Here is a 13193-nt window from a genome sequence, read left to right on the forward strand (position 1 = left end):
GCACTAGGGAAGGCGTGCCACGCCTGCGTAGATCCCGCTCGCCTCCGGCGCCGGGGTCTCGCCGTCCTTGAACCACTCGGTGGCCGTGACGAGACCGGGCTCGATGAGTTCCAGGCCCTCGAAGAAGCGCTCGACGCCCGCGCGGTCGCGGAACCCGAGCCGGATGCCGCCCTTGGCGTACTCGGCGGTGACCTGCGCGGACAGCTCCGGGAAGATGTCGGAGGAGGCGTGGGAGAGGACCAGGTGACTGCCCGACGGGAGGGTGGCGAGAAGGTTGGACACGAGCCCGTAGGGGTCCTGGTCGTCGTTGATGAAGTGCATCAGGGCGATCAGGGACAGGGCGATCGGCCGGTCGAAGTCGAGCGTCTGGCGGGCGTTCTTGATGATGGCGGCCGGGTCGCGGACGTCGGCCTCCACGTACTGGGTGGCGCCCTCGGGACGACCGACGAGCAGTGCCTCCGCGTGCCGCAGCACGATCGGGTCGTTGTCGGTGTACACGATGCGGGCGCTCGGCACGATTCGCTGGACGATCTGGTGCAGGTTCGGCTCGGTGGGGATGCCGGTGCCGATGTCGAGGAACTGGTCCACGCCCTGCGTGGCGAGCCAGGCGACGGCACGGTTCATGAAGGCGCGGTTCTGCCGGGCACCGGCGGCCGCCTCGGCGGGCAGCCGCTCCCCGACCGCCTCGTCCACGGGGTAGTTGTCCTTGCCGCCGAGCAGCCAGTCGTACACCCGCGCGGGATGGGCCGTGCTGGTGTCTATCTGGCGAGGGCCGGGGATGCCGGTGGTCATGGGGGCTCCGTCATGATTCTGGCCGGTGCGAACACAGACGATCATCCAGTGGTGGTCGTCATTCTGCATGTGGGGAAAGGGAGTTGACCAGGCGGGTGACGGACGGCGATCGCCTGTGTGGCCGGGTGTGGCCCATGACCGACCCTGACCCCCAGGTCTCGAAACTATTAGCTGATAATTTGTGAAGCTCGCGGACAGACACGGGGCCAGGGGGTAACGATTTGGCCATCGGTGCCACCGTGGTGGTCACCGATTCCGGCCGGTCCGTCTGCCCGCGCGAGCAAGGCCGAGTGGGGAGGGAGACCTGTCGTGACCGAGGCAGGGCGGGGGGCGGACGCGAACGACGCCGGTGACGGTGTCCGGCGTGGGCGGGGCCGGCGTGCGGCGCCGAAGCGGGCGTGGGGACGCCGCGCCCAGGAGCCGGCCCGGCCGGAGACCGGACGCGCCCCGGACCCGGCCGTGTTCGAGCCCGAGGCCACCATGCAGCTCCGGGTCGGCTCCGTCCGCCCCGACGAGACGATGCAGCTCAAGATCGTCGCGCTCGACGGCACCCGTCCCGCACCGCGGACCGGGCCGAGTACCGGCGAGGATTCCGGCGCCTCCCGCCCGTCCGGCGTCCCGGCCCCGCTGCTGACCGTCCTCGACGTGCTGCGCCGCCACCTCGCCCGGGCCACCGCCAGGCTCGCCCCCTACGCCGCACTCGCCGCGCCGTACGTCCGCAAGCTGCGCCCCGAGTACCCGCGACCGGGCCGCGAGGACTGGCGGCGCTGGATACCGTCCTGGCGGCAGTGGCTCGCCGGCTGGCTCGCCCTGGCCGGGTTCTCCGGTCTCTGCCTCACCGTGGCCTACGCGGCGACCGACGTCCCCGCCAATCTCAACTCCTACGCCACCCAGCAGGACAACGTCTACTTCTGGTCCGACGGCACCCCGATGGCCCGGACCGGCTGGGTGCGCCGGCAGGCGATGCCGCTCAAGGACATCCCGGAGGGCGTGCGCTGGGCGGTGCTGGCGGCGGAGAACGAGAGTTTCTACTCCGACCCCGGCATCTCCGCCAAGGGCATCACCCGCGCCCTGTGGCGCACGGTCGGCCAGGGTGACACCGAGGGCGGCTCCACGATCACCCAGCAGTACGTCAAGAACGTCTACCTGAACCAGGACCAGAACCTCGGCCGCAAACTCACCGAGGCGATGATCGCCCTCAAGCTCGACAACCGCATGAGCAAGGACAAGATCCTCGAGGGCTACCTCAACACCAGCTGGTTCGGCCGCGGCACCTACGGCATCCAGCGCGCCTCGCAGGCCTACTACGGCAAGGACGTCAGCAAGCTGAACCCCAGCGAGGCCGCCATGCTGGCCTCACTGCTCAAGGGCGCCGGGCTGTACGACCCCACGCTCAGCGCGGCCAACCACCGCCGGGCGGTGGACCGGTGGTCGTGGATCCTCGACCGCATGGTCAAGATCGGCAAGCTCTCCCCGGCCGAACGCGCCAAGTACACCGAGTTCCCCGAGCCGGCCAGGACGCCCCAGATCTACGACACCGGTAAGCAGAGCGACTACCTGGTGGAGCTGGCGTCCCAGTACGCCAGGAAGAACGCCCACCTGTCGGACAAGGAGTTCGACCTCGGCGGCTACCAGATCTACACCACCTTCGACCGCAAGCGGGAGAGCGAGCTGACCGACGCGGTCACCAAGGCCCGCGAGGCAGCTCGCAAGAAGGACCCCCAGGCCGCGCGCACCGCCCACTACGGCGCCGCCTCGGTCGCCACCGACGGCCGGATCGTCGCCGTCTACGGCGGCCCCGACCACCGCAAGCAGGGCTACAACGAGTCCAACGCCACTACTGTGCCCGCCGGTTCGGCTTTCACACCCTTCGTCTACGCGGCGGGGCTGGAGAACGGGGTGCGCAAGACCCGCGAGGGCCCGGCCACCCCGGTCACCCCGGAGTCGGTCTACGACGGCGACGACGCGGTGCCCGTCACCACCCCCGAGGGCCCCTACTGGGACCGCAGCGGCAAGAAGGTCGCCGCGCACAACGACGGAAATCGCTCCTACGGGCCGATCTCCCTGCGCCGGGCCCTCGCCCGCTCGGTGAACACGCCGTTCATGCAGCTCGGCATGGACACCGGGCTGGAGAAGGTGAAGGCCACCGCGCAGGCGGCCGGGCTCCTGCCGTCCAGCTTCGGCCCGGCGACGCCCACCCTTTCGCTCGGCACCTCCACGCCCAGCACGATCCGCATGGCCAGCGGTTACGCCACCTTCGCGGCGGACGGCCGGCACACCGAGCCGTACTCGGTGCGCCGGGTCACCCGCAACGGCGCGGGCGTCCGCCTGGACGCGCCCGACCGGCGCCGTGCGGTACGCCCCGAGGTCGCGCAGCAGGTCAGCGAGGCCCTCGCGGACAACTTCCGCGCCTTCCACCCCACTCCCGCGGCGACCACCCCGGCCGCCGGGAAGGACGGCACCACCGACAAGGACACCGCGCTCTGGTACACGGGCACCCTGAAGTCGGTGTCGACCGCGGTCGTCGTCTACCGCATCGACCTGAGCAGGAGCCTGGAGCCGCTGCCGCTGGACGGTCTGGCAGGCACCCGCGAGAACAGCGTGCCGTTCGGAATCTGGTCGCGGGCCGTGGGCGTCGGCTGATCCCCGCCGCCGCTCCGGCCCACCTCCTTCCGGTCCCTCAACCCGCAACCCGTTCCGGAGATCGATCCGTATGAAGTCGTCGAGCACAGGCCGCCGTCGCAAGGCACGCACCACCGAGGGCGGCCGGGTCAAGCGACCCGGCGTCCTCGCGCTGGCCGTGCTGCTCGTGCTCGTGTCCACGGTCACGGGGTATCTGCTGCTGGACCACGAGGACGACATCGCCTCCGCGGTCTCCCCCGCCAAGGAGCCCGGCGCGTCAGCGGAGCCGGAGTGGGACGGAAAAACCAGGGTCCTCGGGGACGGTTCGACGTCCTACACCGGACCGCAGAAGGGCGTATTGAAGCCCGTACGGCTCAAGCATGGTGAGAAACCGCCCCAGTTCGTCGTCTTCTCGTGGGACGGCGGACTGGAGGGCAGCGACCATCTGTTCTCGCACTACCGCGAACTGGCCAAGCGGTACGACGCCCACATGACATTCTTCCTCACCGGCATCTACCTGCTGCCGAAGACCAAGAAGGACCTCTACCACCCGCCGCAGCACTCCCCCGGCGCCGCGGCCATCGACTACGCCACCGACGAGCACATCCGCGAGACGGTGGAGCAGCTGCGCGAGGCGTACGAGGACGGCAATGAGATAGGTACCCACTTCAACGGCCACTTCTGCGGCGCCAAGGGCGGCGGTGACTGGAGTGTGGCGGAGTGGAAGAGCGAGATCGACCAGTTCTACTCGTTCGTGGAGCACTGGAAGACCAACACCGGCTACAAGGACGTCGACCCGCTGCCGTTCGACTTCAAGAAGGAGGTGACCGGCGGCCGTGCGCCCTGTCTGGAGGGCCAGAGGAACCTGCTGAAGGCCATCAAGGGCTACGGCTGGCGCTACGACGCCTCCTCCGCGGGCGACTTCCAGATCTGGCCGGCGAAGAAGGACGGCGTCTGGGACTTCCCGCTCCAGATGCTGCCGTACGAGTCCGGCAAGTACCAGGGCCTGTCCATGGACTTCAACTTCCTGTACAACCAGTCGGACGGCGAGACACATGGCGACCCGGCCGAGTACCCCAAGTGGGAGCAGCAGACGGTCGATTCGTACATGGCCGGTTTCAACCGGGTGTACTACGGGAGCCGGGCGCCGCTGTTCGTGGGCAACCACTTCGAGGACTGGAACGGCGGCATCTACATGCGGGCCATCGACCAGGTGGTCAAGAACATGTGCACCAAGAAGGGCGTGAAGTGCGTGTCCTTCAAGGAACTGGCCGACTGGATGGACGTCCAGACACCGCAGACGCTGGCGCGGCTGCGCAGCCTGGACCCGGCTCAGTCGCCTGACTGGTCGTCGGTCGTCAAGTGACGTGTGAAACAGTCTGGTTCCACTTGTGCATCCTGTCTTCACACCCGCCGCACACGGCATGCGAAGATGCGGTCACCCGGTCTGTGTCACCGGAGTCCCGGTCTGTGTACCGGCGTAGAGGGGATCTTCATTGAAGTCGAGAAAATTGAGCCGTAAGCGGAGCCGCGCCACCATAGTCTCGGCGGCGGCCGCCTCCGTGGTGGCGGGCGTCGCCCTGCTGCCGAACTGGAGCGCGGGCGCGGCGGTCACCGACGACCCGACCGTCGACACGGCGACCAAGGCGACCTTCCAGAAGCTGGCGGACGCGGTCTTCACCGACCGCACCCAGGCCCTGGTGGGCGGTTCCTCGGCAGGCCACAAGCAGCGGACCTCCGGGTTCTCCGGCGATGTGCGCCTGTCCGGCACGCAGTCGCGCCAGGAGGACTCGGCGCTCAGCCAGCTCCGCGGCCGCAAGAGCCGTCTGGCCGCGCTGGGCGAGCAGTACAGCGCGGGCAGCACCAGCGTGAAGCTGGACGCCACGCAGGTCAAGGGACGGCGTGCCACGGTGGCCGTCACCGAGACCACCTCGCTCACGTACAGGAAGGTCACGGGCAACGAGCCCCCCACCACGGGGTTCCAGGCGCACCACGAGCTGACCTTCCGGGCGGACCGCGGCGGCAACTGGCAGCTCACGCGCATCAAGGACACCGACGAGGGCTACCTCGCGGTGAACCAGGTGGCGAAGCCCGAGGTCGCCAAGCCGGCGGTCAAGGCGGACGCCGGCCCGCCGGACGCGCCCCGCGCGGCCACCACACGGCCCGCTCCGGCGAAGCCGAAGACCCTGACGGGTACCGGCTACGACTACAAGGCCATGGTCGCGTACGCGACGAAATACTGGAGCAAGTACAACACCGCGTACCCGAACTTCAACGGGGCCGGCGCGGGTGGTGACTGCACCAACTTCGTCAGCCAGGCGCTGAAGGCGGGTGGCTGGAAGCACGTTCCCGGTTACACGAACGACTTCCACAAGTGGTTCGGTACCGCCGACATCCAGTCGGACTCCTTCGTGGGTGTGAACGAGTTCTCCTGGTTCGCGCTGTCCTCGAAGCGGGTCACGAGCCTTGCGAACGTCTACCAGGCCGACATCGGCGATGTCGTCCAGATGGACTTCAACAAGGACGGGTCCAAGGACCACACGATGATCGTCACCAAGCGCGATGCCCGGGGCGTGCCCTACGTGACGTACCACTCCACCAACACCTACAACCGTTCGGTGGCGAGCCTCGTCGCGTCCTACCCGACGGCGGCGTTCTACGCCTACCGCACCTGATGAGGTGAGTGAGGACCCCCGCCCGGCAGCCCGCCGGGCGGGGGTCCTCGCGCGTCCGGACGACGGTGCTCCTTTGCGGCGTGGCGGGGCGTGGATACAGTCGGCCGTCGACCAGGTCTGGGCGGTGTGGGTTTAAGGGGGGCGTGGATGAGCCGGTACGCACGGTTGGCGTTCACCGAGAACGTGCGGGGCGTGCAGGAGGAGCGGGGCAGTGCGCAGGCCATGGCGCGGCTGCTGGCGGGGGACACCGACGAGCCGGACCGGATGGGGCCGGACGAGGCCGACTTCGTCCGGGCCCGCGACGGGTTCTACCTGGCCAGTACCGGTGAGGACGGCTGGCCCTACGTCCAGTTCCGGGGCGGCCCGCCGGGTTTCGTGCACGTGCTGGACAGCGGCACGCTGGCCTGGGTGGAGGTGCGCGGCAACCGGCAGTACATCACCACGGGCAACCTCCGCTCCGACGAGCGAGTCTCGCTGTTCTTCATGGACTACGCGAACCCCACCCGGCTGAAGATCTTCGGTCGGGCGGAGACACGTGATCCGGCCGAGTTCCCCGAGCTGCACGAGCAGTTGTCCGACCTGCGCACCGACGGCCCGCTGGAGCAGCTCATGCTGGTCCGGGTGGAGGGCCTGTTCTGGAACTGCCCCAAGCACATCACGCCGCGCTACTCGGAGCCGGAACTGGCCGAGGCGCTGGAGCCGTTGCGGGAACGGCTGCGGACGCTGGCGGAGGAGAACCTGGAACTGCGGGAGCGGCTCAAGGCACGGGACTGAGCAATTGCCGGCGGTCCGCGGGCCGCGGCGGGCGGAATCCCGGCGGGGGCCCCGCCACCGCGTGCCCGGAGACCCGGCGTCACCGCGCGGCGAGCCGGGCGCGGATCAGCCACAGCCGGTCGGCGAAGCGGCGCCCGCGCGGCTGGACGTCGTACGGACGGCGTCCCTTACCCGCGCCGGGCCGGCCCGGCTCCTTGAGGGACTCCACGTCCCAGCCGTTGGCCTACAGGAACGGTTCCGGCTCGTCGGTGCCGAAGATCCACGGCGTGCCGCCCTCCGGGAGCCGGTCGAGGAACGGCTTGGAGAACGGGCTGCGCAGCAGGGTCCGGCCCGAACCCGGCCTCGCGCAGTGCGGTGATCAGACGGTACGGGGTGAAGGGCTCCCGGCGCGCCGGACACATCGGTGACGGTGAGCCGGTCGCGGGCGCGGTACGGGCCCCTCGGCCCGAGGCGTCGGGCTGGGGCAGCCTCTTCCGACGCGGGCGGGACCAGTAGACCCCCGAGTGGTTCCAGCCGGAGATGGAGTCGTTCGTCGAGCGGGTCGCCGGGACGGGTGACCGAGACGCCCGTTTCCGGGGCTCCCGAGCGCTTGGCTGGGCCGCGCGGACAGCGGGGCTCCGGTGTGTCCGGCGGGGTTCCCGGCCTCGGTGACCCGCAGCGGTGAGCTGGCGGTGGCCGCGGTCGCGCCCGGCGCGCGGGGGTGGGCGTGGACCTGGACCCGCGCTGCCCGGAGCGTGGAGTGCACCGGTTCCCGCTGGACGAGCGGGAGCGGGCCGAGCTGTGGCCCGCCCACGGCGGGCTGTTCTGGCGGGTGCGGCTCGGCCTCCGGGAGGGGCGGGCTGTGGACGTGGGCCGGCGACCGGTACGCACTGGTCGGAGAGCTGACGCTGCCGGCGTCCGCGCTGGCCGTGGCGGTCACCGCCGATCCATAACCAAAAGTTCGGTATCCCAGAAAAACCAGGTCTTGGACTTCTGATCGCACCGTCGGGACCATGACGGGGAAGGCAGTGCCGAAGCGACCCCCCTCGGCGGCACTGCCGTCCCTCGACGAAAGGAACGGACCGTGCCCCCTGGCCCCCGACCGCCCACCGCGCGCGAGGACCTGAGTGCGGCCGCCCGGCAACTCGCCGGGCGCCTCGGCGGCCGCTGTTCACCGAGGGCCGATCCGGTGGCGCCGGCCGCGTACGCCGGGACGAACACGGTGCTCGGCGGGCTGGACGCGGGCGCGGTGCGTACCGTGCTGGAGCTGTCGGGGCCCCGGGCACCGATCACCAGCATCGTCGAGGTGCGCCACCTGGGCGGGTCCCTGGCCCGGCCGCCCCGCGTGCCGAACTCGGTCGGCCACCGCTCGGCCCGCTGTCTGCTCACGGCGCTCGACCGGGTCACCGACGACACCGCCGACGCTTCCGCGCGGCGCACACCCGGCTCACCGACGCCCTGCCCCCGCACGCCACGGGCCGCAACCTGAACTTCCTCCACGGCGCCGCCGCCACCGCGGACCAGGACCGCTGGGCGTACGAGCCCGGCGACTACGCGCGCCTCGGCCGGATCAAGGCCGCCCACGACCCCGGAAACCTCTTCCGGCTGAACCACGACATCCCGCCGGATCCCTCCCCCGGCCCCCGCCGACGGGCCGCGGCCGACCGCTCAGGACAGCAGAAGGAACGATGATGGAAAAGAAGTGGTGGACCCTGTTGGGGGTGTGCGGCGGGACGTTCATGCTCCTGCTGGACACCACCATCGTGTACGTCGTCATGCCCGACGTACAGCGCGATCTGAACGCCGGCTTCGCCGACCTCCAGTGGGTGATCGACGGCTACGCGCTGGCGCTGGCCTCCTTCCTGCTGACGAGCGGCACCCTGGCCGACCGGTTCGGGCGCAAGCGCCTCTACGCGATCGGCGTGGCCCTGTTCACGGTCGCCTCGCTGCTGTGCGGGTCGGCCCAGTCGCCGCTGATGCTGATCATGTCCCGGATCCTCCAGGGTGTGGGCGGCTCGGTCATGTTCGCCACCGGTCTGGCCCTGCTCGCGGGCGGCTTCCAGGGCAAGGAACGCGGGATGGCGTTCGGCGTGTGGGGCATGGTCACGGGCCTCGCCTCCGCCATCGGCCCGGTGGCCGGCGGCCTGATCTCCAGCGGCATCAGCTGGCGGGGCATCTTCCTGGTCAACGTGCCGATCGGCTTCGTCGTGGCCCTGATCATCGCGCTGCGTGTGGACGAGTCGAAGTCACCGTTCGCCCGCAAGCTGGACCGGCCCGGGTTCGTCCTGCTCACCGGCGGACTCGCCACCCTGGTCTACGGCCTGATCCGCGCCGGTGAGACCGAGTGGAGCGACGGCCGCTCGGTGACCGGTCTGGTGGTGGGCGCCGTGCTGCTGCTGGCGTTCCTGCTGGTGGAGGCGAAGTCCGAGCAGCCCATGTTCGACCTGGGGCTGTTCCGCATCCCGACCTTCGTCGGCGGTTCCATCGCCGCGTTCGCCATGAACGGCTCGCTGTTCGCGATGTTCCTGTTCCTGGCGATCTACTTCCAGGAGGCTCTGGGCTACTCCTCGCTGGAGACCGGTCTGCGTCTGCTCACCGCCTCGCTGTCGATGCTGGTCGCCTCCCTGATCGCCGGGCGGCTCAGCGCCAAGGTGCAGCCCCGCTACATGATCGGGGTGGGGCTGCTGCTGGTCGGTGCCGCGCTGCTGCTGATGGGCGGGATCGACGAGTCCAGCGGCTGGGAGCACTTCGTCCCCGGTCTGGTGCTGGGCGGTGTGGGTGCCGGTCTGGTCAACCCGCCGCTGGCCTCCACGGCCGTGGGCGTCGTCGACTTCTCCCGCTCCGGCATGGCGTCGGGCGTGAACGGCACTTTCCGTCAGCTCGGCGTGAGCGCCGGTGTCGCGGTGCTGGGCTCGGCCTTCGCCGGTGTCATCAGCGACCGGTTCCGCGACGGGCTGCGCGGGGTGCCGGAACTGGCCGGCCGCAGCGACCAGTTGGCCGCGCTGACGCGGGGCGGCGAGACGGGTGAGGCGGTGCGTGTGGTGCCCGGGCAGTACGGGGACAAGGTGCAGCAGATCGCCACGACCGGGTTCGTGGACGGCCTCAACACCCTGCTCGCGGTGTCGGCCGGCCTGGCCCTGCTCGGCGGTGTCCTGGCCCTGGTGCTGATCCGGCCCGCCGACTTCCAGGCGGCGCAGCAGCCGAAGCCCGAGGCGAAGGACGCCCCCGGTCAGTCGCCGGTGGCCGCGGAGAGCTGAGCCCCGGTACCCGCCGAAGCGGGCCCGTCGGTCGCCGACGGGCCCGCTCGGGTGTGGTGGGATCAGGCGCCGCTCATCGAGGCGGCCTGTGCCGGGGCGGTCTCGCCGAAGGACTGCCGGCAGTGCAGCAGCAGTTCGCGCAGTGCAGGGCTCTCGGTGGGCGCGGAGATCAGGGCGAGCACCGCGGGGACGTCGGCGTCGGTGATGGAGACGGTCCTGAGGCCCTTCTGGTGGGCGGTCATCGACTCGGAGAGCACCGCGACCCCGAGGCCCCGCTCGGCCAGGTGCATCACCGCTCCGGGCGCGCTGGCCTGAAGGGCGATCGTGGGAGTGAGGCCGATGGCGGCGGACGCCTCGTCCAGCGCCGCCCGGATACCGGTCCCCTCGGGCAGGCAGACGAGCGGGTAGGCGCTCAGTTCGGCGAGGGTGACTCCGTCCTTTTCGGCCAGCGGGTGCTCGTGCGGCACCGCGGCGACGATCGGCTCACTGATCACCTGCCAGCCGTCCAGGTCCTCCGGCGCTCGCTGGGCGGCGCCGATCAGCGCGAGGTCGACGGTGCCCTCGCGGACGCACTCGACCAGCTTGGCGGAATCGTCCTCCAGCAGGCTGATCTCGACACCGGGGTGGGCGAGATGGAAGGCGGACAGCGCGTCGAAGAGCGGCTGGACCGTGCAGGCGGTGACCATGCCGACCACCAGCTTGCCCCGGACCAGGCCGTTCATCTCGTCCACGGCCTGCCGCAGCGAGTTCATGGAGGACAGCACGGACTTGGCGTGCGCGAGCACCACCTCGCCGACGGCCGTGAGCTGCACCCTGCGGCCGGAGCGGTCGATCAGGGTGGCCCCGAGGTCGTTCTCCAGCTGGCGGATCTGGGCACTGATACCGGGCTGGCTGATATGCACCAGCTCCGCGGCCCTGGTGAAATTGGCTTCCTGTGCCACGGCGATGAAGTACCTGAGCTGCCTGATCTCCATAACTGCAAATTATAACGCCGATCCGGATGATTGATTGGACTTGTTATCGGCCGATGACGGAAAATTGCGACGCCGGTACCCGGACCGCAGGAAAGGATGATTGTGCCCGAGAACGAGAAGGCCCTGAAGCCGGAAGACCTCACCCGTCTCTTCGTGGAGCGCGCCAATGCCGGTGACGCCGCCGGCCTCGCCGCGCTGTACGACGAGGAGGCCGTGATGGCCTACCCGCCCGGCAGCACCACCGTGGGCCGGGAGGCGATCCGCCGGCTCTGGGAGAAGGCGCTGTCGGGCGGGCCTCACTTCGAGCCCGAGGAGCCGCTGCCCACGCTGGTGTTCGGTGACATCGCCCTCACCTCGACGCCGCCCAAGGACGGTTCGGGCGCCCGCGCGCAGGTGGTCAGGCGCCAGGCGGACGGCAGCTGGCTGCGCATCATCGACCAGCCGGAGTTCCACCCGCCGACGAGCTGACGCCCTGTCCTCTTCCTGCCGTCCTCGCCTGGGCGCCTCCGGCCACCGCACGGCTGGCGCCCGGTGCGCGACACCTGCTCTCCACGCGAGGCACCGGTCCACGGCCAGGTGATTTCCCGGATCGCGCGTTCGCCGGCACCGCATATGGTGCACGGCAGCAGGTCCAGAGCCAAACGGGGGCTCTTCACAGTGGTTCGTGATACTCGGCGCCGCATTCCGTCCCGACGGTTCCTTTTCCGGTTCCGCGGAGCAATTCACCTCACCGTCCCGGTGAGCTGCGACTCGGCGGAAATATGGAATGCGCAGGCGGACAGCCTGCCGGTGACACGTGCGGCGTCGTTCGGGTGACGCAATTCCTCAGTTGAACGCCCGGATCGGCCGGGACGGCCATCCGCAGGCCACACTGCGGGAGACCGCCAGGGAGAGCGGGCTTTCCGCGCTGCACATCCGCCGGGCTGTCGAGGCCAGCCCGCGGCGGCTGCGCAGCGACCGTATCGACGTGTACCAGATGCACCACGTCGACCGGTCCACCCCCTGGGACGAGATCCGGCAGGTCATGGACGTCCTGGTGACCCGGAGCAAGATCATCTACGTAGGCTAGAGCTTCGCCGGCCGGCACCCGGCCGAGGCCCAGGAGCTTGCACACGCCCGGCACCTTCCCGGGGCCGCCGGCCTCGCCGCGCGCCGAACGAGAGGCTCTCAGCTCCAACGAGCGTGCTCCGCGCAGGGACTGGGCGGGGCGCGTCGCCGTGCCGGCGGTCAGGCCGGCAGGGTGCGGGCGATCTCCGTGAGGGCGTCCTGGGCACGCTGGTGCAGGCCGCCTCCGAAGGTGACACGGGCGGCGCCCAGCCGGCCGAGCTCAGCCGGGGCGGGCCCGTCCGGCAGGTGGAGGGCGTTCAGCGGGGCCGGCACGCCCTTGGCAAGCTCGGGCAGCAACTCGGCCGGGGCCAGGATCGGATAGACCACGTCCGCCCCGGCCGCGGCGTACAGACGACCGCGGCTGATCGCCTCCTCCGCGTCGCCCGCGCCGTGCAGGAAGGCGTCCACGCGGGCGTTGAGCACCACCCGGCCGTCTGCGGACGCCACGAACTCGGCCAGCCAGGCGGCGTGTTCGCGGGCGTCCTTGAGCTTGCCGGACGCGTGGTCGGTGTCCTCCAGATTGCAGCCGACCGCACCCACACCGAGCAGCCGCTCCACGATCCGGGCCGGGCCGAGCCCGTAGCCGTCCTCGATGTCGACGGTGACCGGGACGTCGACGGCGCGGACGATCCGGGCCAGCGCCTCGAACACCTCGTCCGCCGGGGCGGCTCCCCCGTCGTCGTACCCGAGCACCGCGGCGACGGCGGCGCTGGACGTGGCCAGCACCCGGTGCCCGGCATCCGCGAACACCCGGGCGCTCACCGCGTCCCACACGTTGGGAATCACCAGCGGATCACCGGGGTCCGGCCGCTGGTGCAGCGCACGGAACTCCTCGGTCCGGGTACGACTGGACACGGATCGCCTCCTGAGGACGGTCATCACGAACGAAGCCGCCGCCAGCGTAGGCAACGAGGGGTTCGTACGTCCCGCGTACGGCGGGCCGGCCGTGTCGACGGCCGGCCCCCCCCCGGTGGCCCGGACGCGGGTGCCGGCCGCAACGGTACAGCGCCCCG

Annotated in this window: 13 protein-coding genes; 9 read left to right on the forward strand and 4 right to left on the reverse strand. The window is 70.6% G+C overall.

Annotated features, from left to right (window positions below):
* Nucleotides 1-3 precede the first annotated feature (3 nt).
* Entirely contained in the window at nt 4-792 is a 789-nt protein-coding gene (locus tag ACWCV3_RS26045; RefSeq protein ID WP_451228811.1) for an SAM-dependent methyltransferase, read from the reverse strand.
* Nucleotides 793-1101: 309 nt separating this feature from the next.
* Between ACWCV3_RS26045 and ACWCV3_RS26050 the strand changes: the two genes are divergently transcribed.
* The 4 genes from ACWCV3_RS26050 (at nt 1102) to ACWCV3_RS26065 (ending at nt 6863) form a co-directional block, all read left to right on the forward strand.
* Complete coding sequence (locus ACWCV3_RS26050) at nt 1102-3435, forward strand: transglycosylase domain-containing protein (protein WP_451228814.1); 2334 nt, start codon at nt 1102-1104, stop codon at nt 3433-3435.
* 70 nt (nt 3436-3505) lie between these two features.
* The gene (locus ACWCV3_RS26055; protein ID WP_451228817.1) at nt 3506-4780 is read left to right on the forward strand and encodes a hypothetical protein; all 1275 of its coding nucleotides are present in this window, start codon (nt 3506-3508) and stop codon (nt 4778-4780) included.
* Nucleotides 4781-4976: 196 nt separating this feature from the next.
* The gene (locus ACWCV3_RS26060; RefSeq protein ID WP_451228847.1) at nt 4977-6089 is read left to right on the forward strand and encodes an amidase domain-containing protein; all 1113 of its coding nucleotides are present in this window, start codon (nt 4977-4979) and stop codon (nt 6087-6089) included.
* Between the two features lie 147 nt (nt 6090-6236).
* Nucleotides 6237-6863 (forward strand): pyridoxamine 5'-phosphate oxidase family protein, encoded by a 627-nt coding sequence (locus tag ACWCV3_RS26065; protein WP_451228820.1) that lies wholly within the window; start codon nt 6237-6239, stop codon nt 6861-6863.
* A gap of 79 nt (nt 6864-6942) precedes the next feature.
* On the opposite strand, the gene ACWCV3_RS26070 is transcribed toward ACWCV3_RS26065, so the two are convergent.
* On the reverse strand, nt 6943-7071 hold the full coding sequence (locus ACWCV3_RS26070) for a hypothetical protein (protein ID WP_451228823.1): 129 nt from the start codon (nt 7069-7071) through the stop codon (nt 6943-6945).
* A gap of 855 nt (nt 7072-7926) precedes the next feature.
* On the opposite strand from ACWCV3_RS26070, the gene ACWCV3_RS26075 reads away from it, so the two are divergent.
* From ACWCV3_RS26075 to ACWCV3_RS26085, 3 genes are read left to right on the forward strand one after another with little or no spacing between them, the layout of a single operon-like run.
* Nucleotides 7927-8331 (forward strand): hypothetical protein, encoded by a 405-nt coding sequence (locus ACWCV3_RS26075; protein WP_451228826.1) that lies wholly within the window; start codon nt 7927-7929, stop codon nt 8329-8331.
* Complete coding sequence (locus ACWCV3_RS26080) at nt 8328-8534, forward strand: BBE domain-containing protein (protein ID WP_451228849.1); 207 nt, start codon at nt 8328-8330, stop codon at nt 8532-8534. The genes ACWCV3_RS26075 and ACWCV3_RS26080 overlap by 4 nt, the downstream gene beginning before the upstream one ends.
* Nucleotides 8531-10099, forward strand: a complete 1569-nt coding sequence (locus ACWCV3_RS26085; protein ID WP_451228829.1) for an MFS transporter — start codon at nt 8531-8533, stop codon at nt 10097-10099. Before ACWCV3_RS26080 ends, ACWCV3_RS26085 begins: the two co-directional genes overlap by 4 nt.
* A 62-nt stretch (nt 10100-10161) precedes the next feature.
* Here ACWCV3_RS26085 and ACWCV3_RS26090 read toward each other — a convergent pair whose 3' ends face one another.
* On the reverse strand, nt 10162-11073 hold the full coding sequence (locus ACWCV3_RS26090) for a LysR family transcriptional regulator (RefSeq protein WP_451228832.1): 912 nt from the start codon (nt 11071-11073) through the stop codon (nt 10162-10164).
* 102 nt (nt 11074-11175) lie between these two features.
* Here ACWCV3_RS26090 and ACWCV3_RS26095 point away from each other — a divergent pair, with 102 nt between their 5' ends.
* Both ACWCV3_RS26095 and ACWCV3_RS26100 read left to right on the forward strand, forming a co-directional pair.
* The gene (locus tag ACWCV3_RS26095; protein ID WP_451228835.1) at nt 11176-11541 is read left to right on the forward strand and encodes a YybH family protein; all 366 of its coding nucleotides are present in this window, start codon (nt 11176-11178) and stop codon (nt 11539-11541) included.
* Between the two features lie 361 nt (nt 11542-11902).
* Nucleotides 11903-12142, forward strand: a complete 240-nt coding sequence (locus tag ACWCV3_RS26100; protein WP_451228838.1) for an aldo/keto reductase — start codon at nt 11903-11905, stop codon at nt 12140-12142.
* A gap of 158 nt (nt 12143-12300) precedes the next feature.
* Here the strand turns inward: ACWCV3_RS26100 and ACWCV3_RS26105 are convergent, their stop codons facing one another.
* Nucleotides 12301-13035, reverse strand: a complete 735-nt coding sequence (locus ACWCV3_RS26105) for an isocitrate lyase/PEP mutase family protein (RefSeq protein ID WP_451228841.1) — start codon at nt 13033-13035, stop codon at nt 12301-12303.
* Between the last annotated feature and the right edge of the window lie 158 nt (nt 13036-13193).

The sequence above is a fragment of the Streptomyces sp. NPDC001781 genome, assembly GCF_053596035.1.

Excerpts from the sequence above, each read along its gene's own strand:
- ACWCV3_RS26045 (WP_451228811.1), bottom strand. The coding sequence starts at position 792 with ATGACCACCGGCATCCCCGGCCCTCGCCAGATAGACACCAGCACGGCC.
- ACWCV3_RS26055 (WP_451228817.1), top strand. The coding sequence starts at position 3,506 with ATGAAGTCGTCGAGCACAGGCCGCCGTCGCAAGGCACGCACCACCGAG.
- ACWCV3_RS26065 (WP_451228820.1), top strand. The coding sequence starts at position 6,237 with ATGAGCCGGTACGCACGGTTGGCGTTCACCGAGAACGTGCGGGGCGTG.
- ACWCV3_RS26085 (WP_451228829.1), top strand. The coding sequence starts at position 8,531 with ATGATGGAAAAGAAGTGGTGGACCCTGTTGGGGGTGTGCGGCGGGACG.
- ACWCV3_RS26090 (WP_451228832.1), bottom strand. The coding sequence starts at position 11,073 with ATGGAGATCAGGCAGCTCAGGTACTTCATCGCCGTGGCACAGGAAGCC.